Annotated in this window: 19 protein-coding genes; 12 read left to right on the forward strand and 7 right to left on the reverse strand. The window is 71.6% G+C overall.

The genetic code is table 11. The annotated features are described in order from the left end of the window. Positions 1 to 79: 79 nt before the first annotated feature. The 3 genes from ABT342_RS16015 to meaB are packed head-to-tail and all read left to right on the forward strand — an operon-like array spanning position 80 to position 5054. Positions 80 to 1888: a methylmalonyl-CoA mutase family protein gene (locus ABT342_RS16015; protein ID WP_351573038.1), complete on the forward strand. Its 1809-nt coding sequence runs from the start codon at positions 80 to 82 to the stop codon at positions 1886 to 1888. Further along, a complete protein-coding gene (gene scpA, locus ABT342_RS16020; RefSeq protein WP_351573041.1) occupies positions 1888 to 4062 on the forward strand; it encodes a methylmalonyl-CoA mutase in 2175 nt (724 codons plus the stop codon). Before ABT342_RS16015 ends, scpA begins: the two co-directional genes overlap by 1 nt. A 5-nt stretch (positions 4063 to 4067) precedes the next feature. Beyond that, positions 4068 to 5054, forward strand: a complete 987-nt coding sequence (gene meaB, locus ABT342_RS16025; RefSeq protein WP_351573044.1) for a methylmalonyl Co-A mutase-associated GTPase MeaB — start codon at positions 4068 to 4070, stop codon at positions 5052 to 5054. Positions 5055 to 5193: 139 nt separating this feature from the next. On the opposite strand, the gene ABT342_RS16030 is transcribed toward meaB, so the two are convergent. Then, complete coding sequence (locus tag ABT342_RS16030; RefSeq protein WP_351573046.1) at positions 5194 to 6831, reverse strand: amidohydrolase; 1638 nt, start codon at positions 6829 to 6831, stop codon at positions 5194 to 5196. A gap of 267 nt (positions 6832 to 7098) precedes the next feature. Here ABT342_RS16030 and ABT342_RS16035 point away from each other — a divergent pair, with 267 nt between their 5' ends. Then, complete coding sequence (locus ABT342_RS16035; RefSeq protein WP_351573048.1) at positions 7099 to 8553, forward strand: purine-cytosine permease family protein; 1455 nt, start codon at positions 7099 to 7101, stop codon at positions 8551 to 8553. 349 nt (positions 8554 to 8902) lie between these two features. Here ABT342_RS16035 and ABT342_RS16040 read toward each other — a convergent pair whose 3' ends face one another. Then, on the reverse strand, positions 8903 to 10348 hold the full coding sequence (locus tag ABT342_RS16040) for a glyceraldehyde-3-phosphate dehydrogenase (protein ID WP_351573051.1): 1446 nt from the start codon (positions 10346 to 10348) through the stop codon (positions 8903 to 8905). A gap of 666 nt (positions 10349 to 11014) precedes the next feature. Here ABT342_RS16040 and ABT342_RS16045 point away from each other — a divergent pair. The 5 genes from ABT342_RS16045 (at position 11015) to ABT342_RS16065 (ending at position 15446) form a co-directional block, all read left to right on the forward strand. After that, positions 11015 to 12694, forward strand: a complete 1680-nt coding sequence (locus ABT342_RS16045; RefSeq protein ID WP_502965552.1) for a sensor histidine kinase — start codon at positions 11015 to 11017, stop codon at positions 12692 to 12694. A gap of 119 nt (positions 12695 to 12813) precedes the next feature. Continuing rightward, a complete protein-coding gene (locus ABT342_RS16050; protein WP_351573057.1) occupies positions 12814 to 13233 on the forward strand; it encodes a roadblock/LC7 domain-containing protein in 420 nt (139 codons plus the stop codon). Then, a complete protein-coding gene (locus tag ABT342_RS16055; RefSeq protein WP_351573060.1) occupies positions 13230 to 13589 on the forward strand; it encodes a DUF742 domain-containing protein in 360 nt (119 codons plus the stop codon). Before ABT342_RS16050 ends, ABT342_RS16055 begins: the two co-directional genes overlap by 4 nt. After that, positions 13570 to 14184, forward strand: coding sequence for a GTP-binding protein (locus ABT342_RS16060; RefSeq protein WP_351573063.1), 615 nt, complete (start codon positions 13570 to 13572; stop codon positions 14182 to 14184). Before ABT342_RS16055 ends, ABT342_RS16060 begins: the two co-directional genes overlap by 20 nt. After that, complete coding sequence (locus ABT342_RS16065; RefSeq protein WP_351573066.1) at positions 14181 to 15446, forward strand: cytochrome P450; 1266 nt, start codon at positions 14181 to 14183, stop codon at positions 15444 to 15446. Before ABT342_RS16060 ends, ABT342_RS16065 begins: the two co-directional genes overlap by 4 nt. A gap of 65 nt (positions 15447 to 15511) precedes the next feature. Here ABT342_RS16065 and ABT342_RS16070 read toward each other — a convergent pair whose 3' ends face one another. From ABT342_RS16070 to ABT342_RS16080, 3 genes are all read right to left on the reverse strand, one after another. Beyond that, positions 15512 to 16735, reverse strand: coding sequence for a cytochrome P450 (locus ABT342_RS16070; protein ID WP_351573069.1), 1224 nt, complete (start codon positions 16733 to 16735; stop codon positions 15512 to 15514). Positions 16736 to 16916: 181 nt separating this feature from the next. Next, positions 16917 to 17831: a phosphatase domain-containing protein gene (locus tag ABT342_RS16075; protein ID WP_351573072.1), complete on the reverse strand. Its 915-nt coding sequence runs from the start codon at positions 17829 to 17831 to the stop codon at positions 16917 to 16919. A gap of 2 nt (positions 17832 to 17833) precedes the next feature. Further along, positions 17834 to 19042 carry an RNA ligase gene (locus ABT342_RS16080; RefSeq protein WP_351573075.1) on the reverse strand — a complete coding sequence of 403 codons (1209 nt, stop codon included), beginning with the start codon at positions 19040 to 19042 and terminating at the stop codon, positions 17834 to 17836. A 167-nt stretch (positions 19043 to 19209) separates the two neighbouring features. Here ABT342_RS16080 and pgm point away from each other — a divergent pair, with 167 nt between their 5' ends. Beyond that, entirely contained in the window at positions 19210 to 20850 is a 1641-nt protein-coding gene (gene pgm, locus ABT342_RS16085; protein ID WP_351573077.1) for a phosphoglucomutase (alpha-D-glucose-1,6-bisphosphate-dependent), read from the forward strand. A gap of 30 nt (positions 20851 to 20880) precedes the next feature. Here the strand turns inward: pgm and ABT342_RS16090 are convergent, their stop codons facing one another. Then, positions 20881 to 21696 (reverse strand): endo alpha-1,4 polygalactosaminidase, encoded by an 816-nt coding sequence (locus tag ABT342_RS16090; protein ID WP_502965548.1) that lies wholly within the window; start codon positions 21694 to 21696, stop codon positions 20881 to 20883. Between the two features lie 254 nt (positions 21697 to 21950). On the opposite strand from ABT342_RS16090, the gene ABT342_RS16095 reads away from it, so the two are divergent. Beyond that, positions 21951 to 22379, forward strand: a complete 429-nt coding sequence (locus ABT342_RS16095; protein WP_351573078.1) for a TIGR03668 family PPOX class F420-dependent oxidoreductase — start codon at positions 21951 to 21953, stop codon at positions 22377 to 22379. Between the two features lie 20 nt (positions 22380 to 22399). Here the strand turns inward: ABT342_RS16095 and ABT342_RS16100 are convergent, their stop codons facing one another. Further along, on the reverse strand, positions 22400 to 23188 hold the full coding sequence (locus ABT342_RS16100; RefSeq protein ID WP_351573080.1) for a LysR substrate-binding domain-containing protein: 789 nt from the start codon (positions 23186 to 23188) through the stop codon (positions 22400 to 22402). 58 nt (positions 23189 to 23246) lie between these two features. Here ABT342_RS16100 and ABT342_RS16105 point away from each other — a divergent pair, with 58 nt between their 5' ends. Beyond that, positions 23247 to 23660, forward strand: coding sequence for a DUF5997 family protein (locus tag ABT342_RS16105; protein WP_351573082.1), 414 nt, complete (start codon positions 23247 to 23249; stop codon positions 23658 to 23660). Positions 23661 to 23799 lie beyond the last annotated feature (139 nt).

Consider the following 23799-nt stretch of genomic DNA (forward strand, 5'->3'; position numbering starts at 1 on the left):
ATCAAGGCCGTCCTGGAGAGGGCAAGGTCACAGCCGTGCCCTCTGCTGCTCCTTTGTTGACCTGCCCTAACATCCGAGCATGACGGTCCTGCCTGACGACGGGCTCCCTCTGGCCGCCGAGTTCCCTGACACGACCCACGAGCAGTGGCAACGCCTGGTGGCGGGTGTCCTGCACAGGTCGGGCAGGGATGTCTCGGACGCGGCAGCGGAAGACGCCCTGTCCACCGCGCTGGAGGACGGGCTGCGCACCCGGCCTCTGTACACCGCGCACGACAGCGCGCCCGCCTCCGGCTTTCCCGGTTTCGAACCGTTCGTACGCGGCGGCCGGGCCGAGGGCAACATCAGCGGCGGCTGGGACGTACGGCAGCAGCACTCGGCGGCCGACGGCCGCGCGGTGCTCACGGACCTGGAGAACGGCGTCACCTCGCTGTGGCTGGTCGTGGGCGAGGGCGGGATCCCGGTGTCCTCGCTCGGCGAGGTGCTCGACGGCGTCCACCTCGACCTGGCGCCCGTCGTCCTCGACGCGGGACGTGACGTCGAGCCCGCGGCGCGGGAGCTGCTCCGGCTGCTGAAGGAGCGGGCTGTCGCGAAGGACGCGGCGCGCGGCAACCTCGGCGCGGATCCGCTGGGCCACGAGGCCCGCACCGGCGAGGCGCTGGACTTCGCGCCGGTCGCCGGTCTCGCGCTGCGGTGCACCGGGGAGTACGCGGGGCTGCGGGCGCTGACCGTGGACGCGCTGCCGTACCACGAGGCCGGCGGCTCGGCCGCGCAGGAGCTGGGCTGCTCCCTGGCGACCGGTGTCGCCTACCTGCGGGAACTGACCGGGGCGGGACTGTCCGTCGAGCAGGCCTGTGCGCAGCTGGAGTTCCGGTACGCGGCGAGCGCCGACCAGTTCCTGACCGTCGCCAAGCTGCGGGCCGCCCGCAGGCTGTGGGCGCGGGTGGCCGAGGAGTGCGGCGCGCCGGGGGCCGGGGCGCAGGTGCAGCACGCCGTGACGTCGCCGGTGATGATGTCGCGCCGCGACCCCTGGGTGAACATGCTGCGCACGACGGTCGCCACGCTGGCCGCCGGGGTCGGCGGCGCCGACGCCGTCACCGTGCTCCCCTTCGACCACGCCCTCGGCCTGCCGGACGCGTTCGCCCGGCGCATCGCCCGCAACACGTCGACGATCCTGGTCGAGGAGTCGCATCTGTCGCGGGTGATCGATCCGGCCGGCGGGTCCTGGTACGTGGAGCGGCTCACCGACGAACTCGCCCGCGCGGGCTGGGAGTTCTTCCGGTGGATCGAGCGGATCGGCGGCCAGGCGGCCGCCCTGCGCTCGGGCCACCTGGGTCAGGACCTCGCGAACACCTGGGAGGCGCGCAGCTCGAAGCTCGCCAAGCGGCGTGAACCCATCACCGGTGTCAGCGAGTTCCCGCACCTCGCGGAGCGTCCCGTGGAGCGCGAGCCGAGGCCCGCGCCCGCGTCCGGTGGGCTCCCGAGGGTGCGGCGCGACGAGGCGTACGAGGCGCTGCGCGCCCGTTCCGACGCCCATCTCGCCGCCACCGGGGCCCGGCCGCGCGTCTTCCTGGCCGCCATCGGTCCCGCCGCCGCCCACAGCGCGCGGACGACCTTCGCCGCCAACCTGTTCCAGGCGGGCGGCGTCGAGGCGGTCACGGAGGGCACGTTCGAGGAGAGCGGCGCCACCGAGGTCTGCCTCTGCTCCAGCGACGCGCTGTACGAGGAGCAGGCCGCGGCCACGGCCGGTGCCCTCAAGGCGGCGGGCGCCCGGCACGTGTTCCTCGCCGGCCGCCCCGGGCAGTACGCCGGCGTGGACGCGTACGTCTTCGCGGGCTGCGACGCCATCGCCGTCCTCTCCGCCACCCTCGACCGTATGGGAGTGTCCTGATGGGAATCCCCGACTTCTCCGGGATCGAACTGGGGACCCCGACCGCCGACAGCGGCGCCGACGAGTGGCACGCGGCCGTCAAGAAGGCGACCGGCGGCGGTGACCTGCTCTGGGAGACCCCCGAGGGCATCGCGGTCAAGCCGCTCTACACCGGCCGGGACCTGGAGGGCCTGGACTTCCTGGAGACGTACCCGGGTGTGGCCCCGTACCTGCGCGGCCCGTACCCGACGATGTACGTCAACCAGCCGTGGACCATCCGCCAGTACGCGGGCTTCTCCACGGCCGAGGAGTCCAACGCCTTCTACCGGCGCAACCTCGCCGCCGGCCAGAAGGGCCTGTCGGTCGCCTTCGACCTGCCCACCCACCGCGGCTACGACAGCGACCACCCGCGCGTGACCGGTGACGTCGGCATGGCGGGTGTCGCCATCGACTCCATCTACGACATGCGCCGGCTCTTCGAGGGCATCCCGCTGGACCGGATGACCGTGTCGATGACGATGAACGGCGCGGTGCTGCCCGTACTGGCGCTGTACATCGTGGCGGCCGAGGAGCAGGGCGTACCGCCCGAGAAGCTCGCCGGGACCATTCAGAACGACATCCTCAAGGAGTTCATGGTCCGCAACACGTACATCTATCCGCCGAAGCCGTCGATGCGGATCATCTCCGACATCTTCGCCTACACCTCGCAGCGGATGCCGCGCTACAACTCCATCTCCATCTCCGGCTACCACATCCAGGAGGCGGGCGCGACGGCCGACCTGGAGCTGGCCTACACCCTCGCGGACGGGGTGGAGTACATCCGGGCGGGCCGGGACGCCGGGCTGGACGTCGACGCGTTCGCGCCCCGGCTCTCGTTCTTCTGGGCGATCGGCATGAACTTCTTCATGGAGATCGCCAAGCTGCGGGCGGCGCGCCTGCTGTGGGCCAAGCTGGTCAGGCAGTTCGACCCGAAGAACACCAAGTCCCTTTCCCTGCGCACCCATTCGCAGACGTCCGGCTGGTCGCTGACGGCGCAGGACGTGTTCAACAACGTCACGCGTACGTGTGTCGAGGCGATGGCCGCGACGCAGGGCCACACCCAGTCCCTGCACACCAACGCCCTCGACGAGGCGCTCGCCCTGCCGACCGACTTCTCGGCGCGGATCGCCCGCAACACCCAGCTGCTGATCCAGCAGGAGTCGGGCACGACCCGGGTCATCGACCCCTGGGGCGGCAGCGCGTACGTCGAGAAGCTCACGTACGACCTCGCCCGCCGCGCCTGGCAGCACATCCAGGAGGTCGAGGCGGCGGGCGGCATGGCGCAGGCCATCGACGCGGGCATCCCCAAGCTGCGGGTCGAGGAGGCCGCGGCCCGCACCCAGGCCCGGATCGACTCCGGACGCCAGCCGGTCATCGGCGTGAACAAGTACCGCGTCGAGAACGACGAGCAGATCGAGGTCCTCAAGGTCGACAACTCCTCCGTGCGCGCCCAGCAGATCGAGAAGCTGCGGCGGCTGCGGGAGGAGCGCGACGAGCTCGCCTGCCAGGACGCGCTACGGGCGCTGACCCGCGCCGCCGAGGGCACCGGCAACCTGCTGGAGCTGGCCGTGCACGCGGCCCGCGCGAAGGCCACCGTCGGGGAGATCTCCGAGGCCCTGGAGAAGGTGTACGGGCGGCACGCGGGCCAGATCCGTACGATCTCCGGTGTGTACCGCAACGAAGCCGGCGAGTCCCCGTCCGTGGACCGCACCCGTACGCTGGTGGGCTCCTTCGAGGAGGCCGAGGGACGGCGTCCGCGCATCCTGGTCGCCAAGATGGGCCAGGACGGTCACGACCGCGGCCAGAAGGTGATCGCCACCGCCTTCGCCGACCTCGGCTTCGACGTGGACGTCGGCCCGCTGTTCCAGACCCCGGCCGAGGTGGCCCGCCAGGCCGTCGAGGCGGACGTGCACATCGTCGGGGTGTCGTCGCTGGCCGCCGGGCACCTCACGCTCGTGCCGGCGCTGCGGGAGCAGCTCGCCGAGGAGGGCCGCGAGGACATCATGATCGTCGTCGGTGGGGTGATTCCGCCACAGGACGTACCGACCCTGCTGGAGATGGGTGCGGCGGCCGTCTTCCCGCCCGGGACGGTGATCCCCGACGCGGCGTACGACCTGGTGAAGCGGCTGTCGGCCGATCTCGGGCACGACCTCTGAGTCCCATGGCCATCGACCTCGGAACGTATGTGAAGGGTGTGCTCGACGGGAAGCGGGCGGTCGTGGCGCGCGCCGTCACGCTCGTCGAGTCCACCCGGCCCGACCACCGGGTACTGGCACAGGAGTTGCTGACCGAGCTGCTGCCGCACAGCGGCAAGGCGCGGCGGATCGGCGTCAGCGGTGTTCCCGGCGTGGGCAAGTCCACGTTCATCGACGCGTTCGGCACGATGCTGACGTCGCTGGGGCACCGGGTCGCGGTGCTCGCCGTGGACCCGTCCTCCAGCCGGACCGGCGGCTCGATCCTGGGCGACAAGACCCGCATGGAGCGCCTGGCCGTGGACCCCGCGGCCTTCGTACGCCCCTCCCCCACCTCCGGCACCCTGGGCGGGGTCGCCAAGGCGACGCGCGAGTCGATCGTGGTGATGGAGGCCGCGGGGTACGACGTGGTGCTGGTGGAGACGGTCGGCGTCGGTCAGTCGGAGACCGCGGTCGCGAACATGGTCGACTCCTTCCTGCTGCTGACGCTGGCCCGCACCGGAGACCAGTTGCAGGGCATCAAGAAGGGCGTCCTGGAGCTGGCCGACGTGATCGCCGTCAACAAGGCGGACGGCCCGCACGAACGCGACGCCCAGGCCGCCGCCCGGGAGCTGGCGGGCGCCCTGCGGCTCATGCACGGCAAGGACGCGGTCTGGACCCCGCCCGTCCTGAGTTGCAGCGCCCGCGAGTCGACCGGCCTGGACACCGTCTGGGAACGCCTCGAACAGCACCGAACCGTCCTCGACTCGACCGGCCGCCTGGCCGCGAAGCGCCGCGAGCAGCAGGTCGACTGGACCTGGACGATGGTCCGCGACACGCTGATCGGCCGCCTCCACGCCGACCCGGCGGTACGCGCGCTGGCACCCGGCCTGGAACAGCGGGTCAGGGACGGCGAGTTGACGGCCACGCTCGCGGCCGAACGCATCCTGGCGGCGTTCGGCGAACAGGCGCGCTGAAGCGGAAGCCCTGCCTCGGGAGCCGTCTCGGCTCGGGGGCGCGTGCGACGCGCCCGTCATGACAGCGGGGCCGCCGTCGGCATGACCGGCGGCCCCGCGGGTGGCGACCGGGTGCCCTCCGGTCACCGGGCCCTTCGTGTCACAGGCTCGCGTCGCGGTGGGTGGGGCGGCCGTCGAGGACCGTGAGCAGCACGGGCAGGTCGGGCAGATCGGTCGCGGCGGTGGTGAGCGGGTCGTCGGCGCAGACGGTGAGGTCGGCCCGGTGGCCGACGGCGAGCCGGCCGGCCTCGTGCTCCTCGCCCGCGGCGTGGGCGGTGTTCACGGTCATGCCCCGGAGCGCTTCCAGGGCGGTGAGCGCCTGCTCGGGGCCGTGCGGGGGCTGATTGAGGTCGCGGCTGGGCCGGCGGTGACGGGCGCCCGCCATGACGCCCAGCGGCGGGTAGGGGGCGATGGGCCAGTCGGAGCCGAGGACGACGGTGGCGCCGGAGTCCCACAGGTCGCGGCAGCGCCAGGCGCGGGAGGCGCGCTCCTCACCGAGGCGGCGCGACCAGTTGTCGGTGTGGTCGGCGCGGGTGAAGTCGCAGCAGTGGGTGGGCTGCATGGACGCGATGACGCCGAGCTCGGCGAAGCGGCGCAGGGTGTCGTCGGGGACGGTCTCGATGTGCTCGATCCGGTGCCGGACCGCGCGGCCGCCGTCGGCCTGCGCCCTCTCGGCCTGCGCCTTCTCGACGGAGTCGAGGACGTGCCGTACGGCCGCGTCCCCGATGGCGTGGGTGGCGGTGGGCACCCCTGCCCGGTGGAGCTCGCCGACGACGCGGGTGTAGGCGTCGGGGTCGGGCCAGAAGGCGTGCGTGGACTCGCCGTGGCAGTCGGGGCGCTCCAGCCAGGCGGTGCCGTTGTCGATGGTGCCGTCCATGAAGAGCTTGACGCCCTCGGTCCGCCAGAGCCTGCCGCCGGTGCCCTGCTGCTCGATCAGCGCGCGCAGTGCCTCGGAGTCGCTGCCGGGCTGGCACCAGGGCGCGACCCGCAGGCGCAGCGGCAGCTCGCCGGCCGCGTCGAGCTCGGCGTACAGCGCGAGGCTGTCGCCGCCCGCGTCCATGGCGTGACCGCCGGTGAGTCCCGCGGCGGCCATGCCGCGCAGGGCGGCGGCGAGACGGGCGCGGCGCTCCTCGTGCGTGGGCCGAGGGGCCGCGCGCTCGACGAGTTCGCAGGCGGCGTCCTCCAGGAGCAGCCCGGTGGGCCGGCCGGTGGCATCGCAGACGACCTCGGCGGCCTGGGAGAAGGTGCGCGGGCCGTCGACCCCGGCGAGTTCGAGCGCGCGGGGGCTGGCCAGCATGGAATGGGCGTCGAAGAGCTGCAGGAGGGCCGGTACGCCGTCCAGTACGGGGCCGAGCGCGGCCGCCTCGACGGGCCGGTCGCCGAAGACGTTCGGGTCCAGGCCCCAGCCGTGCAGCCAGGCTCCGGGCGCGAGGGTCCGGACCTCGCGGGCGAGCGCCTCGCGCACGTCGTCCAGGTCGGCGCAGCCCGACAGGTCCAGGCCCTGGGTCAGCTCGGCGCCCGAGACGGGGTGGAGGTGTCCGTCGACCAGGCCGGGGGTCACGACGGCACCCTTCAGGTCGATCACCGTCGTCGAGGAGTCCGCGTGCGCGCGTATCCGGCGGTCGTCGCCCAGGGCGGAGATCCGCCCTCCGGACACGGCCAGTGCGGTCTCCGGCAGGAACCGGCCCGTGACCGGGTCGAGCAGACGGGCGGAGAGCAGGACGAGAGGGGTGCGCACAACGGCTCCTTGGAGGGCGGGTGGGGGAAGGTCGGTCGGGGGCGACGGGGAGGACTCGGTGGCCGGAACGGCGGACGGGCCGGCGGATGCGTCGTCGTCCACCACCCGCGTCGCGGCTGCGAAGAATCACGCGAGGTGACGCGCGGGCGTCCCGTCCGATGCTTTCCGAATCCGCGCGTGCTGGACCCTTGACGACATCACGGCGATGCTATTGAGTGTGCGACCAATAAGCAAGCAGGTGGGTACGACCAGCACCCGAAGGGCCTCATGGCATCCACGATCCCCGACCCGCATCCAGGCCCTCGCGGCGTACACGACGCGCCGCCGTCCTCGGACCGGCCGGGTCACATCGAGGCCCACGGGATCGATTACATTCCCGAGCGGGAACGCCACGGCCGCCCCCGCGAGTTGTTCACCGTCTGGGCCGCGGCGAACGTCAACTACCTCAGCCTGGTCGTCGGCGGCGCCCTCGTCCTGATGGGCCTGAATCTGTGGCAGGCCCTCGTGGTGATCGTCGTGGGCAATCTCTTCTGGGGCCTCACCGGACTGCTCGCCACCTCCGGCCCGGCGGCGGGCGCACCCAGCGAGGTGATCACACGCGCGATGTACGGCATCCGCGGGAACCGCGTGAACAACGCGATCACCGGCTGGGTGATCTCCGTCTGCTACTTCGCCCTCAACCTGGCCGCCGCCGCGACCGCAGCCTTCGCTCTGGTCGAGAAGACCGGCCTCCCGGCGAACACGGGGGTCAGGATCGCCGTCATCCTGGGCATCGCCACGCTCACCCTGACCATCAGCGTCTACGGGCACGCCCTGATCGTGAAGCTGTACCTCCCGATCACCATCGCCCTCGCCGCCGCGTTCGGCGTGGTCGCCTACTCGGTGCTCGTGCACGCGGACTTCGGCTACGCGCCCGACACGTCCCTCACGGGTGTCGACCTGTGGGCGACCCTCATCGCCGGCGTCACGATCATCGCCTCCGGCCCGCTCTCGTACACCACCAGCGCCGACTTCTCCCGCTACCTGCCCCGTACGGCGTCTCGCCGGGCGGTCGCCGGCTGGACCGCGCTCGGCGGCTTCCTGCCCAGCGTCGCCGTCTGCTCCCTCGGCGCGCTCGCCGCGACCGCCGTCGACATGACCGACCCGCAGACCGCGCTGGAGAAGATCCTGCCCGGCTGGTTCACTTCCGTCTTCCTGCTCGCCCTGGTCCTCGGCACGATCGCCATCAACGCCCTGACCGCCTACAGCGCCGGACTGGCCCTCCAGGCCATCGGCATCCGTATCCGCCGCTCACTCAGCGTGGTCGTCGACGGTGTCGTCGCCGTCTCCCTGACCCTCTACGCGCTGTTCGTGTCCAACTTCCTCGACACCGTCAGCAACGTCCTCCAGCTCACCGTCGTCCTTCTCGGCCCCGCCATGGCTCTCTACGCCACCGACATCCTGCTGCGCCGGGGCCGCTACGACGGTCCCGCGCTGACGGACGAGAGCCACGGCAGCCCCTTCTGGTACACCGCCGGGGTCAACTGGGCCGGGGCCCTGGCACTCGGAGCGGGCGTCACCGCGGCCGCCCTGTGCGTCAACACCGCGTACACGGGGGCGGTCGCCGCCGCCCTGGGCGGTGTGGACCTCGCCCTGCCCGCCGGCATCGTCGTCACGTCGGCCGGATACGCGCTCCTGATGCGGAACTCCCCCACCGTGCTCACCGCGCGGGCGGAAGCGTGACGCGCCTCTCCCAGGCGGGCACAGCCGGCCACGCCGCCGCCTGATCGGTGCGGTCAGAAGTGGACTTCCGCGCAGGCGCGGCCACGTGACTGCATCCCGTCACCGGTGTGTTCCCACCCCTCGGCGCAGAGCACCGAGCCGTCGGGGAGGTCGCTCCCCATCGCGCTCCGAGAGGCCCATTCACCTCGAAGGGTGACCGTCAGGCACCGGCGTGCCGGGTCCGCCGGATGGCCACACACCGCGGCGGGGGCGGCGGTGGGAGCGACCTGATGCCGATCGGGATCGGATCGGTCGTCGCCCCACCGCCGCCCCCGCCTGCCGGGTCAGCGGATCGGACAGTGCGCCCGGATCAGGCCTGCGGGGCCGGGAAGGTGGGGTACTCCACCCCGGAGACGTGCTGGACGACCCGGATGACCTGGCACGAGTAGCCGAACTCGTTGTCGTACCAGAGGTAGAGGATCGCGTTGTCGCCGTCGACCTTGGTGGCACCGGCGTCGACGATCGACGCGTGGCGCGAGCCGACGAAGTCCATCGAGACCGCGTCGGGGGCGGTGGTGAAGTCGATCTGGCGCTTCAGCGGCGAGTGCAGCGAGACGTCGCGGAGGTAGTCGAGGACCTCCTCGCGGGTGGTCTCGCGGCCGAGGCGCAGGCTGAGGATCGCGATCGAGACGTCCGGGACGGGGACGCGGATCGAGCTGCCGGTGATCGGCGCCTTCAGCTCCGGCAGGGCCTTGGCGACGGCCGAGGCGGCACCGGTCTCGGTGATCACCATGTTGAGCGGCGCCGAGCGGCCGCGACGGTCGGCCTTGTGGTAGTTGTCCAGCAGGTTCTGGTCATTGGTGAACGAGTGGACGGTCTCCACGTGACCGCGCAGGACGCCGTACTCGTCGTCCATCGCCTTCAGCGGCGGGACGATCGCGTTGGTGGTGCAGGAGGCGCAGGACAGGATCTGCTCGTCGGGCTTGATCGTGTCGTGGTTGACGCCGTGGACGATGTTGGGGACGTCGCCCTTGCCCGGCGCGGTCAGGACGACCTTGGCGATGCCGGGGCGCAGGTGCTTCGACAGGCCCTCGCGGTCGCGCCACTTGCCGGTGTTGTCGATCAGGATGGCGTTGTTGATGCCGTACGCCGTGTAGTCGACCTCGGACGGGTCGTTGGCGTAGATCACCTTGATCTCGTTGCCGTTGGCGACGATGGTGCTGTTCGCCTCGTCCACGGTGATGGTGCCCTGGAACTGGCCGTGGATGGAGTCACGGCGCAGCAGGGAGGCGCGCTTGACCAGGTCCTGCTCGCCGCCCCCGCGGACGACGATGCCGCGCAGGCGCAGCCCGTTCCCGGATCCGGACTTCTCGATGAGCAGGCGGGCGACGAGGCGCCCGATGCGGCCGAAGCCGTAGAGGACGACGTCGCGTCCCTCGCGGCGCTCGATCTTGTTCTCGCCCGTGGCGCCGGCGACGGCCTGGGCGGTGAACTCCTCCACCGACAGACCGTGGTCGTCTTCCTTGTACGTCGCGGCGAGCATGCCGATGTCGATCTGGGAAGGGCCGAGATCGAGCGTGGTGAGAGCGGTCAGGAACGGCAGCGTCTCGGTGACCGAGAGTTCCTCACCGGCGATCTGCCGGGCGAAGCGGTGGGTCTTGAGGATGCTGACCACCGACTTGTTCACCAAGGAGCGGCTGTGCAGCAGGACCGTGACGTCCCGCTCCCGGTGCAGCTTCCCGATGATCGGGATCATCGACTCCGCGATCTCCTCGCGGTTCTTCCAGTTGGTGAACGAGTCGTCGTTGACAGTCACAGGTCCATCTTTCGAGCTAGGCGGCGCTCACATGCTAACCCGCCGCCATTTTGATCATTCAAACGGTGCCATGCATGCGGGATGCCGCCATCGAACGCGCGACCGGCCCTGGCGGTAAATAGGTCGTTACTTTAGGTAACAGCGACCGCTTTGGCCGTGTCCACCCCATACGCCCCGCCGTGATCTTCCGACCATCCGACAACACGTCCATAACTTGGCCGGAAATGGCCTCTTGCTAATATGGATCATCCCCACGCCCCAGGGCCGCCGAGGCCACCCGCCTCGAAAGCCGCCCGTCTCAGGCGGAGCCCACCGTCGCCCGGCACGATGCATGACCGGGCGTTACCCGTCACCAGCGGGCGGCACCTTTACCACGGCGCCGGCTCGCCCTGAGGATTTCACGACGAACTGCTGAACGGGGCGGACTGCGCCGAATGCCCGCTTCACTGGTCCGTTCCGGTGACTAGCATGAACGCCGCACGTGGGCCGGAAGATCTCCTTCCCCACAGGCCGTCATGTCACGGCGCCACACAACCCGGTGGACCGGACCGGACCCCCACCACCTTCCAACCGAGCATCGAGAGACGCGGAGTGTCTGTGTCTGCCAATCGCCGTCCAGGCCGAATACCTTCGACGCGGCGTCCGGGCCTCGCCGGTCCACTGGTCCTGCTCGTGGCCACCGCGGCAGCCGGCGGCACGGTGGCCGCCCTGGCGCCCGTCTCCTCCAGAGCCTGGGTGGCGTGGGGGCTGGGCGGTGCCTGGCTCTGCCTGGCCGGTACCGCGATCGTCTCGCACCTGGTGGTGCGACGGCTGCGTGGTGCCGCGGACCGGGCCGCCGAGGAGGCCCGCACGCTGCGGCAGCAACTGGACGGCAGGAGCGCCGAGGGTTCCCATCTCGTCCACGTCGCCCTGCCCGGCGTGGTGCGGCAGTTGCACGACGGAGCGGAGGCCGACGACGTCCTCGCCGGGATGCCGCAGCCGTCCGACCCGTCCCACAGGCAGTTGCTCCAGCTCTTCACGACCACGGTCGCCCAGGCGGAGCGGCGCACGGCGGCCGCCACCGCGGCGCAGCACCGGACGGCCGCGGAACACGCCCGTTTCACCGACGAGCTGAAGCGGCTGGTCACGGAGACACTGCCGCCCGCTGTCCAGGACTTGCGCGAGGGCGCCTCGGCCGACCGGGTGCTGGCGGGGCTGGAGCTGCCGCAGGACGACCTGCTGCGCGGGCTCGCCGAAGAGGGCGTACGGGAGCTGGCCAGGAGCGAGCGCCGTGCGGCCGCCGCCCAGGCCGCGAGCGCCAAGGCCCTGGCGCGTGTGCAGGCCAAGTCCGTGAGCATGCTGGCCGATCTCCGTGACATGCAGGACCGCCACGGCGAGGACGTGCTGGGGGATCTGCTCACGCTCGACCACAGCACCTCGCAGCTGGGGCTGATGACCGACCGCCTCGCCCTTCTGATGGGGGGCCGGGCGAGCCGGGCGTGGAACAAGCCGATCGTGATGGAGAGCATCCTGCGCGGGGCGGTGGGCCGGATCTCGGCCTACCAGCGGGTCCGGCTGCACTGCGCGACCAAGTCGGCCGTCGTCGGCTTCGCCGCCGAGGGCGTGATGCACCTCCTCGCCGAACTGATGGACAACGCCGCGAACTTCTCCCCGCCCATCGACGAGGTCCACGTCTACGTGGAGGAGGCGAGCGCGGGAATGGTCGTCACCATCGAGGACAGCGGTCTCAAGATGGCCGAGGCGGCCATGCGCCGGGCCAGGGAGTCGGTCTCCGGACAGGCCACCGACCTCGCCGCGCTCCAGGGCACCCGGCTCGGTCTGGCTGTGGTGGGCCGACTGGCCGTCAAGTACGGCATCAACGTCAGCTTCCGGCCCTCGTCGCGTGGCGGCACGGGCGTCGTGGTGCTCATTCCGCCGCAGCTCGTCACCCAGCGGGCGGAAGCGGTACGGCAGCCGGTCGCGCCGATCGCGCCGGCCGCCCGCCCCGCGATCGCGCCGGACCCGCTGTCGGCCGCCGAGCCGTCGTACCGGCCCGAGGCGCCCGAGGCGCCTCTCGCCCCCGGGGCTGCGGCGCGGCCCGACAGCGCGCGGCCGTCGACGCCGGGCGGGCTGCCCGTACGGCGCCCCGGACGCACGATGGCGGACGCGCACGCCAGGCATCCCGAACTCCGGGATGCCGCGGACTCCCGTACGGGTACGGACGGTTCCCGGGCATCGGCGCCCCGCCCGCCGCGCGACGCCGGCGCCCGGTTCGGCGCCTTCCACCAGGCCCGCCGTGCCACCCGCGAGCCCGACGGCAACCAGCCCGACAGCAACGAGCCCGGCGGACCGGACGCGGCCCCGTAGGCCCGTCGTACCGCTTCCCGCGTGCCCGCCAGGGCACGCCCGCATTCCCTTGCCCCGAGACCCGAATGGAGGCACGGGCGGCGGTCCAACGGTTCCCCGAAGACCCTGCCCGACCCGTCATGCAGACCACCGACAACAGCCTGACCTGGCTCCTCGAGAGCCTTCTCCACGGCACCCCCGGCACCCGGCACGCACTGGTGCTGTCCCGGGACGGGCTGAAGCTCTGCTGGAGCCCGCACCTGACACTGGATCAGGCGGACCAGCTCGCCGCCATCTGCTCCGGGATCCAGGCCCTCGCCCAGGGCGCCTCCGTGGAGTTCGGTGACGGCAGCGGAGGTGTGCGGCATTCGATGACCGAGTTCCACGGCGGGCTGCTGTTCATCGTCGAGGCCGGCGAGGGCGCTCATCTCGCGGTCGTCGCCGACGAAGCGGCCGACCCCGGCGTCGTGGGGCACCGGATGACCGAACTCGTGGAGCAGATCGGCGAGCACCTGCGCGCCGAACCGCGCTCGCGGGGCCACGAGAACACACCCTCATGACGCGGCGCCCTGTCGACATCGGCTCCCCCGACCGGCTGTACACGGTCACGGGCGGGCGCAGCCGAACCGACGGTGCCTCCTTCGACCTCGTCACGCTGATCGTCGGGGAAAGCGCACCGACGGCCGGGATGCAGTCGGAGCATGTGCGCATTCTCGAGCTCTGCCGCCACCCGATGGCAGTGGTCGAGATCGCGGCGGAGCTGTCCCTGCCGATCACGGTCGTCCGGATCCTCCTGGAGGACCTGCTGGAGACCGGGCGTATCACCGCCCGTCATCCCCGCGCGGCGCGTTCCGTCGCGGCGCTTCCCGATTCCGCTCTTCTCACGGAGGTGCTCCATGGGCTCCGCAACCTCTGAGCTGCCGTCCCGGACACCGCTCGGCGACGCCGCCGACACGGGGCTCAAGATCGTCGTCGTCGGCGGCTTCGGCGTGGGCAAGACCACGCTGGTCCGGTCGGTCAGCGAGATCCGCCCCCTGAACACCGAAGAGATCATGACGCAGGCGGGGGTCGGCGTCGACGAGACCTCGGGTGTGGCGGGCAAGCGTACGACGACGGTGGCGTTCGACTTCGGGCGGATCAGTCTCAACGAGCGTCTGGTGCTGTACCTGTTCGGCGCACCCGGCCAGGAGCGCTTCTGGTTCCTGTGGGACCGGCTGTTCTCCGGGACCCTCGGAGCCGTGGTGCTGGTGGACACCCGCAGGATGGACGAATGCTGGTACGCCATCGACCGGCTGGAGCATCACAACACCCCGTTCGTCGTCGCCGTGAACCGCTTCGACGACGACCGGACCGCGTTCTCCCTCGACGAGATCCGCGCCGCCCTGGCATTGCCTGATCACGTGCCGCTGATCGACTGCGATGCCCGCGTACGGTCGTCGGGCAAGGACGTACTGATCACTCTCGTCGACCATCTGCACGACCTCGCACGCGCCCGGGAGCTGACCGCATGACCGACGTGACCGGACCCATCACCGCTGGCGCGTCCGCCTCCGGATGCCCCGCGCACGCGAACGCCACGCCGCTGAGCGGTCTGGAGTACCAGCAGACGCCCGCGGAGCTCTACCGCGACCTGCGCCGTCAGCACGGCGCCGTCGCGCCCGTCCTGCTCGACGGGGGCGTCCCGGCCTGGCTGGTCCTCGGATATCCCGAGGTCACCTATGTCACGGCCAACGACGAGCTGTTCGCGCGGGATTCGCGGCGCTGGAACCAGTGGGAGAAGATCCCGGCCGACTGGCCGCTGATGCCCTTCGTCGGTCATCAGCCGTCCGTCCTGTTCACCGAGGGCGCCGAACACCGGCGGCGCGCCGGGGTGATCACCGAAGCCCTTGAGGGCGTCGACCAGTTCGAGCTGGCCCGTGAGTGCGCGTACCTCGCCGATCAGCTGATCGACGTCTTCGCCGGGAGCGGCCGGGCGGAGCTGATGACGGCCTACACGCACCCCGTGGCCATGCGCGCCGCGGTCCACATGGTCGGCATGCCGTCGGGCACCACCGACACCGAGGAACTGGTCGAGGACCTCAGGATGTCGCTCGACGCGGCCGAGGGTGACGACCCGGTGGCCGCGTACATCCGCGTCGGTGAGCGCATCGCCCGCCTGGTGGAGGAGAAGCGGGCGCGCCCGGGGGCCGATGTCACCTCACGGATGCTGAACCACCCCGCCGGGCTGACGGACGAGGAGATCGTCCAGGACCTGATCTCGGTGATCGCGGCGGCGCAGCAGCCCACCGCGAACTGGATCTGCAACACGCTCCGGCTGCTGCTGACCGACGAGCGGTTCGCGCTCAATGTCTCGGGCGGGCGGCTCAGCGTGGGACAGGCGCTCAACGAGGTGCTGTGGCTGGACACGCCGACGCAGAACTTCATCGGACGCTGGGCCACCCGCGACACCCAGCTCGGCGGGCGGCAGATCCAGGCGGGCGACTGTCTGGTGCTCGGGCTGGCCGCGGCCAACACCGATCCGCAGATCTGGCCCGACTCACAGGTGGGCGCGGAGAACGCGGCGCACCTGTCGTTCAGCAACGGCGAGCACCGCTGCCCGTATCCGGCCCCGCTGCTGGCCGACGTGATCGCCCGTACGACGGTCGAGACGCTTCTCGAACGGCTTCCGGACCTCGTCCTGGCCGTCGACCCCGGGGAGCTGACCTGGCGGCCGTCGATCTGGATGCGCGGGCTGACCACGCTGCCGGTCCGGTTCACGCCGGTCGTGGGATAGGCAGGGTGAGGTGACGTACGCCGTCGGGCGGGGCCGGTCGGGGCCCCTCCCGACGGCGTACGGACCTAGCCGGATACGGGCGTGAACGTCACCGGCAACGCCTTGGGGCCCCGGGTGAAGACGCCCTCCTCGCGCGGCACGAACCCGTCGGCGAGCCTCAGGTCCGGCATCGCGTCGAGGAGCTGGTTGACGGCGGTCTCCACCTCGGCCTTGGCCAGCAGCGCTCCGACACAGAAGTGCCGGCCGAGGGCGAACGCGAGATGGTCGGCGGCCGCCGAGAACGCCGTCGTGGTGGTGAGGTCGTCGCGGAAGATGTCGAAGCGGTCGGGATCGGCGTAGCGGGAGCCGTCCCGGTTGGCCGCGCCGATGAGACATGTCACGGTGGCCCCGGCGGGGACGACCCCTCCGCTCAGCTCCACCTCGGCCGCCGTCTGCCGCATGATCATGTGCACCGGCGGGGTGAACCTGAGCGTCTCGGCGAAGGCCCGGTCGATGAGTGAGCGGTCCTCCCGGACGGCGGCCAGCTGGTCGGGGTTCGCCAGCAGATTGGCGAACATGCCGGCGATGGCCTTGTCGGTCGTCTCACCGCCGGCCGCGAGCAGCAGGCTGCAGAAGGCCTTGATGTCCTCGTCGCTCATGCGTACGCCGTCGACCTCGGCGGCGCAGAGCCTGGAGAGCAGGTCGTCACCGGGGTTCTCGCGGCGCTTCTCGATGATCGGCAGCATGTACGCGGCGAACTCGACACGGGTCCGCTCCCCTGCCGCGGCGACCTCGGGGTCTCCGGCGAGGTTGCCGAGGAACGCGATGACCGACGTGTACCAGCCGTGGAACCGCGCGTGGTCGGCCTTGTCGAGGCCCAGCATGTCGGCGATGACGTGCACGGGGAAACGCGTGGCGTACTCACCGACCAGGTCGGCCGAGCCTCGGCCCCGGAAGGCGTCGATCAGTTCACGTGAATTGCGTGCGATGACCGGCAGGAACGTGTTCTGCAGATCGCTGCCGCGGAACGCGGGGGCGACGAGCGCGCGCCGCACGGCGTGTTCGCGTCCGCTGAGCTGCAGGATCGTCTTCCCGTGCACGGGTTCCAGCTGCCAGTCGTAGTTGTCCGTGGTGAAAACGGACTGCTTGTCCTTGAAGACCTCCTCCACGTCCTCGTAGCGGGACACCACATAGCTCTGCATGGCTTCGTGCCAGAGCAACGGGACGTCGCTGCGCAGCGCGCGATAGACGGGGTAGGGGTCCGCGGCGAACTCCGGCGAAAGTATGTCGGGGACGGGTTGGGTGGACACACGGCTCCTTCGGGGGACCAGGGGCTTACTCACCGAGCCTATTGATGGGTGATCAGAAACAACAGTCCGGTGCCCGTCATGGTCCTGTCGGTGCTCGCCGGTCAGCGGGAGTTCGGGGGCGTGGTCCCCCCGGTCCGACGGCCCCGGGCAGGGCCGTCGGACCGCTCCCCCGCGACGCCCGCTAGAAGTTGCCGTAGTTGACCTGCCAGGTGGGCAGGCCCATCCGGCGCCAGACGGCGACCACGCGGTCGCGGTCGTCCAGCGAGACCCGCACCGCGAAGCGGTGGCGGACGTGCCGGTCGAAGAGCTCGGCCTTCACGACGTCGTCGCGGCGGTGGTCGCCGGCGGCGCGCATCCACAGCTCGTCGTAGGGGACCTCGTGGCGGTGCAGCCACTTCTCCGTCAGCTCGCGGTGCTCCTCGCCGCGGCCGGACAGCAGGACGATGACGTCGCCGTCGGCGCGCCGGAAGGAGTGCAGGGCCCCGCGCACCGACAGGTTCAGCAGGTCCTCGTCGCAGCGGGTGAAGTCGTAGGGGCTGCGGTCCCCCCTGATGGCGAGCGTGCCGTCGATGTCGCACATCACCGCGGCCGGCAGCGCCGGGTCGGCGACGTACGGCTCGACCGGGGGCTGGTCGTTCAGCCACTCCTCGGTGAGCTGCCAGCCGCCCTTGCGCGCCTTCGTGTGCTTGTCGGCCAGGATCCGGATGATCTCCTCGCCGACCGCCCGCTCCCGCCCGGCGTCGCGCCGTATGCACTCGTCGACCGGTACGCCGGTGAAGTCGTGCACGACGAACGCGGCCTGTCCGGCGACGGCGGCCTTGAGGCGCTTGGGGATGTGGGGGGTCAGGTGCGTGTTGTCCACGACGACGTCGAAGCCGTCGTCGACCGCGGCCCGCACCGCCGCGTCCTGGATCGCCAGCACGGTCTGCTCGTGCTGGTACGACCGGCCGCGCTCGGGCGCCGGGATGTCGAGCATCGTCCGCAGGTCGTCGAGGTTCACCCGGCGCATCCGGCCCTCGGAGCCCGCCTGGAGCTCCCGTGCGGCGGTCGTCTTCCCCGAGGCCGGAAGCCCCGTCATGACGTGTACTACGGGCACGGTCAGTTCTCCTCGTCGGTCAGGTACGGATCGGGCGCCTGCGGCCGGACGGAACGGTACGTCACGAGCTCGGTCGGGCGTCCGTCCAGGCGCACGAACATGGCGGGCCGGACAGCGGCGTCGGGCAGCTCCTTCGCCGCTCGGGCGAAGGCGCCCCGGTCGCCCGCGAGGTGGGCGAGGGACGCGAACGCCTCGTCGATGGCGCGCTCGCGGTCGGCCACGTCCTTCTCGATCCGCGCGATCACGTCGCGCACCCACGAGTCGAACTCGTCGGGCACCTGCTCCAGCAGCGCGTCGAGGGGCTTGCCGCCGGACGCCTCCAGGTCCGCGGCCGAGCAGCCCAGCGCCTGGGCCACCTGCTTCGCGGGCAGACCGGCGAAGCGCTGGATGCCGTGGCCGCGCCAGATGTCCCGCTCGGTGACTCCGGTGAGCACCTTGTGGAGCCGTATGTACTCGGAGAGCTTGGCCTTCGCCCGGACGCCCGAGGCGAAGCGCAGCACGAAGCCCTCCGCGTCGGTGCCCGTGGCGGCCCGGCCGCCGGGCAGCTGGTTGGACTCGGCCAGGGCGAGCAGTTCGGCGAGTGGCATGGCGGGCCAGACGGTGACGACGGAGCCGATGCCCTGCCAGTCGGCCGCGGCGTCGGCCAGCGCGATCTCCGTGCCGTCCTTGCCGAAGGCGGCGAGGAGCACCAGGTCCCGGCGGTCGCCGTAGTCGACGACGATCCGGTTCTGCGGGTACAGGATCTCGGCGAGGTAGGTCACTCCGGGAACCAGGGCGGCGGTGTCCTTGCCGTCGAGCAGCCGCTGGGCCCAGGTGGCCTGGGCGCTGATGAACGAGCCCTTGGACGCGACCCGCCACCGGCCCGCGTAGTGGAAGACCACGGCGAGGCTGCCGTCGACCTTGTCGTACACCTCGAACGGCTCGTCGGGGAGGGCGGGCGCGTACGGCTGTCCGGCCTCGTGCTCGCCGACGTTGAAGAACTTCGGCAGCGGCAGCGCGACGATCTCGCCGGTGGCGTCGTCGGCGACCAGGCCACGGCAGCGGGTGGTCACCCGGTTCCACACGCGCTCGTACTGGCATGTCCTGGTGTACGTGTAGATGGACAGCGGCAGTTCGGGGTGCGGTTTGCGGGTGACGTGCCCGGCGTCGAGGGCGGCCGCCAGCTCCCGCGGCGGCAGCAGCTCATGGAGAGTCAGGTTCGCCTGGCTCATGTGTTCCTCCCGGTGGTGGTCCTCGATTGTCGTATGCGGGAGGTCCGTCGGACACCGATTTACCGGGCGTACGGGCCGTCGGCGGAGGTGCGGCCACACGAATCGCCTCCGAAGGGCAATCATGACTCGTGCACGGATCGCACCCACCGACGCGGAGGAGTGGACGGATGCCGAACGAGCGCGCGGGACAGCCGGCTCGGCCGGAGGACCTCATCGACGTGGCCCGGCTGGTGACCGCGTACTACGCCTTGCACCCCGACCCGGCCGAACCCGCCCAGCGGGTCGCCTTCGGCACGTCGGGACACCGGGGGTCCTCCCTCGACACCGCCTTCAACGAGGACCACATCGCCGCGACCAGCCAGGCGATCTGCGAGTACCGGGCCCGGCAGGGCACCGACGGGCCGCTGTTCCTGGGCGCCGACAGCCACGCGCTGTCCGAACCCGCCCGGGTGACCGCCGTGGAGGTCTTCGCCGCGAACGGCGTCACCGTGCTCATCGACGCCGCCGACGGCTACACCCCCACCCCGGCCGTGTCGCACGCCATTCTCACCCACAACCGCGGGCGCGCCTCCGGCCCGGCCGACGGCGTGGTGGTCACGCCCTCGCACAATCCGCCGTCCGACGGCGGATTCAAGTACAACCCGCCGAACGGCGGGCCTGCCGGGTCCGAGGCGACCGGCTGGATCCAGGAGCGCGCCAACGAGATCATCGCGGGCGGTCTGAAGGAGGTACGGCGGCTGCCCTACGCCGCGGCGCTGGCCGCGCCGGCCACCGGGCGGTACGACTTCCTCGGCACCTACGTGCGGGACCTGCCGTCCGTACTCGACCTGGACGCCGTGCGCGCCGCGGGTGTGCGCATCGGCGCCGATCCGCTGGGGGGCGCGTCCGTCGCGTACTGGGGTCGTATCGCCGAGGAGCACCGCCTCGATCTGACGGTCGTCAACCCGTACACCGATCCCACCTGGCGGTTCATGACCCTGGACTGGGACGGCAGGATCCGGATGGACTGCTCGTCCCCGTACGCGATGGCGTCGCTGATCGAGCGGCGCGACCGCTTCCAGATCGCCACCGGCAACGACGCCGACGCCGACCGGCACGGCATCGTCACCCCCGACGGCGGACTGATGAATCCCAACCACTATCTCGCCACGGCCATCGCCTATCTCTACCGCCACCGTGACCGGTGGCCGGCCGGCGCCGGTGTCGGCAAGACGCTGGTGTCGTCGGGCATGATCGACCGGGTGGCGGCGGACCTCGGCCGCGAGCTGGTCGAAGTGCCGGTCGGCTTCAAGTGGTTCGTGGACGGGCTGAGCGACGGCTCCCTCGGCTTCGGCGGCGAGGAGTCCGCCGGGGCCTCCTTCCTGCGCCGGGACGGCTCGGTGTGGACCACCGACAAGGACGGCATCATCCTGGACCTGCTGGCGTCGGAGATCCTGGCCGTGACGGAGCGGACGCCGAGCGAGCACTACGCGTCGCTCACCGCCCGGTTCGGCGAACCGGCCTACGCCCGTGTCGACGCCCCCGCGACCCGCGAGGAGAAGGCCGTACTGAGCCGTCTCTCCCCCGGCCAGGTCACGGCCGACAGCCTTGCGGGGGAACCGATCACCTCGGTGCTCACGCATGCCCCGGGCAACGGGGCGCCCATCGGCGGCATCAAGGTGACCACCACCAACGCCTGGTTCGCCGCGCGCCCTTCGGGGACCGAGGACGTCTACAAGGTGTACGCCGAGTCCTTCCTCGGGCCCGACCACCTGGCGCGCGTCCAGCAGGAGGCCCGGTCCGTCGTGGCGGCGGCGTTGAGCGGCTGACCCCGAGCCGGGTGCGTGGCCGGAGCCCCGTCAGCAGGTCCGGCGGAGATGTCCGGGCTTCCAGGCGGGGCGGACGTCCAGGTCGCGCTGGATGACCGACAGGACGCCGCCCCAGGCCTTGCACGCGGCGGCGAGGCCCGCCGCCTTGTACTCGATGACGAGGACCCGGTTGTCGAACGCGGCGGCGTACTGGCCGCATTCGTCGTACTGACCGCACTCCTCGGCGACCGCGAAGTCGAATCCGAGGCTCCGCCCCCGCTGCGCGAGACCGACGGCGTTCTTCTGGCCGATCGCCAGGCCCGCCGAGTGGGCCCTGGCGATCAGCAACTGCCCGAACGCGAGGGCGTGCTCGGCAGTGAGGCGGCCGTCGGACCGCTCGTAGGAGTCGAGGTTGTCCGGCTCGACCGCCTGGTACCCGGCGGCGGCGCAGCCGTCGGTCCACTCCCCCACGATCGCGGCGAGCCGCTCTCGCTTGGCGGGCGTGGAGATGTCCAGCAAGGCCTCGTCCCAGTCCGGGTCCATCACCGGCGCTCCGGCATCGTCACGGAGCAGCAGGTCCGGATGGTTCGCCTGCCACCAGCCGGTGGCGTCCGACTGGGCCTGGAACGCGTTGACGTAGCAGATGTTGTACAGCCCGGCCGCCGGCTCCTCGGAGCGGTCGCGGGAGACGGCCCGTACTCCGGCCGGGGGCGGGTACGCGCCGCCGATCTGGTAGTCGAAGCCGACGCGGGGCTCGGGAGGGACCACCTTGCCCGTCGCCGTGCCCCGCGGGGGTCCGGAGGCCTCCTGACGGTCGGTCATCGAGCATCCGGCCACCGGTACCGCGAGGACGCCGAGCAGTGTCACGGCTGCGAGCGCTCTACGGAGGCCGCGGGGTACGTGGTCGAACACGGTCTGCGGCTCCAGGTCGTCGGCGCCGATCCGGAAGGGTCGATCGCGGGTGGATGACCGTTTTCTACCACGTGTGCGTGCCGACGGTGCCGGAACGGGAGACCCTGGAGTACCGGGACCGGCGGGCCGGGGCAGTGGCCCCGTGCCGCCGGGCCGCCGGAACCACCGCGCGACCGCCGCGACCGCCGTGGCCGCCGGAAAGGGGTGCCATGCCCGAGCTGACGAGCGCCGAGGCGCGGCAGCGGTTCACCGCGGCGCGCGTCGCCCGCCTCGCGACGGCCGACCCCGTTGCCCGCCCGCACCTGGTGCCCGTGGTGTTCGCCGTGGACGGCGACACGGTGCTGCTGGCCGTCGATCACAAACCCAAGAGGACGACGCGGCTGAGACGCCTGGCCGACATCGCCGCCAACCCGTCGGTCTGCCTGCTCGCCGACCACTACGAGGAGGACTGGGACCGCCTGTGGTGGGCGCGGGCGGACGGGGAAGCGCGCGTGCTCCCGTCGCCGGACCGGTCCCCCGAGGCTGCCCGACGCATCGCCCTGCTCACGGCGAAGTACAGGCAGTACGCCGACCGGCCACCCGGCGGGCCGGTGATCGAGGTCTCGGTCCTGCGCTGGAGCGGCTGGCGCGCGACGTGAGCCGACCGTGTCGTACGCGGCTAAGCCCTGCGACGAGGCTTGCCGCGCTTGCCGCCCTTGGGGCCGCCGGAACCGGCCCGCGGGCTTTTGCCGGTCGGTTTACCGGTCGACTTGCCGGCGGCCGACTTGCCGCCGGCCGGCTTCCGCTGGGCGCCGCCCGCGTCGGGGCGCTTGCGCTTGGGCTGTGCCGGGGTCGGGGGGCGGCCACGCGTGCTGTTCACGGTCCGGCCGCGGACGATGCCGATGAACTGCTCCACCAGGTCGGTGGTCTCTTCCTGCGGCCACGACAGCGCGATGCGTGACGCGGGGGCGTCGGAGACCGGCCGGTAGGTGAGGTCCTTGCGGTGGTACAGGCGGGCGAGCGACTGCGGGACGACGAGCACGCCGACTCCGGCCGCCACCAGTTCGATGGCGTCCGCCGTCGTCGCGGGGCGCTCGATCGCGGGCCGTCCCGGCAGGCGCTCCCAGTCGAGGACGTCGTCGAGCGGATGCAACACGATCTCGTCGGCGAGATCCTCGGCGGACACCTCTTCGGCCGCCGCCACGACGTGGTCCTTCGGGATCACGACGACCGTCGTCTCGGTGTAGAGGGGGATCGCGCTGAGGTCGGTCCGGTCGACCGGCAGCCGTACGAAACCCGCGTCGGCACCGGGGCCCCGCAGCACGTCGAACGCCTCCGCCGCGGACACCTGCACGAGGGCCAGCGGGACGTCGGGCAGCCGCTCGTTCCAGATCCGCACCCACTTCGTGGGTGTCACTCCCGGGACGTACGCGAGCCGGAACGAAGGGGATACTTCCGAGCCTGTCACGTCGCCAGGCTACCGGTCGTGGTCGAAGGTCGCGCACACGCTCGATACCCTTGACACCATGACGTCGCACCAGACCACCCAAACCATGAAGCCCGCGACCGCGGCGAAGAAGCTGGGTGTGTACCTCGAGGCCACCCCCGCCGAGTTCCGGGAGGGTGTCGTCTCACGCACCGAGCTGAACGCTCTGCAGGCCGACCCGCCCGCGTGGCTGCAGGAACTGCGACGCAACGGCCCGCACCCCCGGCCCGTGGTCGCCGCGAAGCTGGGCGTCTCCATCGCCGGGCTCGCGCGTGGCGGAATCACGGAGCCTCTCACCACGGAGCAGATCGACGCGCTGAAGAAGGACCTTCCCGAGTGGCTGCAGAAGGAGCGCGCCACGCAGGCCGAGGTCCGCAAGGAAGCGGTGCGCATCAAGGAAAAGAAGGAGAAGGACGCGGAGCGAGCGGCTCAGCCCCGCCCCCCGCGCTCCTGACCTCCGGGCTCGTTCCCCCTCGCCGGAGTACTCGCCGGAATCCACGAACGCGGCCGGCGGGGGCTTGAGGTGCGCCTGACTGGGCCGCTGGGTTCCGCCGGGAAGTCCCTCGCGTCCGTAGCCGGCCACCACGTAGCGT

The sequence above is a fragment of the Streptomyces sp. NPDC000410 genome (assembly GCF_040300305.1).
Lineage (GTDB): Bacteria > Actinomycetota > Actinomycetes > Streptomycetales > Streptomycetaceae > Streptomyces.

Bases quoted from the DNA above. Each gene is read 5' to 3' on its own strand.
- ABT342_RS16060 (WP_351573063.1), top strand. From the start codon at position 13,570: ATGGGCTCCGCAACCTCTGAGCTGCCGTCCCGGACACCGCTCGGCGAC.
- ABT342_RS16065 (WP_351573066.1), top strand. From the start codon at position 14,181: ATGACCGACGTGACCGGACCCATCACCGCTGGCGCGTCCGCCTCCGGA.
- pgm (WP_351573077.1), top strand. From the start codon at position 19,210: ATGCCGAACGAGCGCGCGGGACAGCCGGCTCGGCCGGAGGACCTCATC.
- ABT342_RS16015 (WP_351573038.1), top strand. From the start codon at position 80: ATGACGGTCCTGCCTGACGACGGGCTCCCTCTGGCCGCCGAGTTCCCT.
- ABT342_RS16035 (WP_351573048.1), top strand. From the start codon at position 7,099: ATGGCATCCACGATCCCCGACCCGCATCCAGGCCCTCGCGGCGTACAC.
- ABT342_RS16055 (WP_351573060.1), top strand. From the start codon at position 13,230: ATGACGCGGCGCCCTGTCGACATCGGCTCCCCCGACCGGCTGTACACG.
- ABT342_RS16095 (WP_351573078.1), top strand. From the start codon at position 21,951: ATGCCCGAGCTGACGAGCGCCGAGGCGCGGCAGCGGTTCACCGCGGCG.
- ABT342_RS16105 (WP_351573082.1), top strand. From the start codon at position 23,247: ATGACGTCGCACCAGACCACCCAAACCATGAAGCCCGCGACCGCGGCG.
- scpA (WP_351573041.1), top strand. From the start codon at position 1,888: ATGGGAATCCCCGACTTCTCCGGGATCGAACTGGGGACCCCGACCGCC.
- ABT342_RS16050 (WP_351573057.1), top strand. From the start codon at position 12,814: ATGCAGACCACCGACAACAGCCTGACCTGGCTCCTCGAGAGCCTTCTC.
- ABT342_RS16080 (WP_351573075.1), bottom strand. From the start codon at position 19,042: ATGAGCCAGGCGAACCTGACTCTCCATGAGCTGCTGCCGCCGCGGGAG.
- meaB (WP_351573044.1), top strand. From the start codon at position 4,068: ATGGCCATCGACCTCGGAACGTATGTGAAGGGTGTGCTCGACGGGAAG.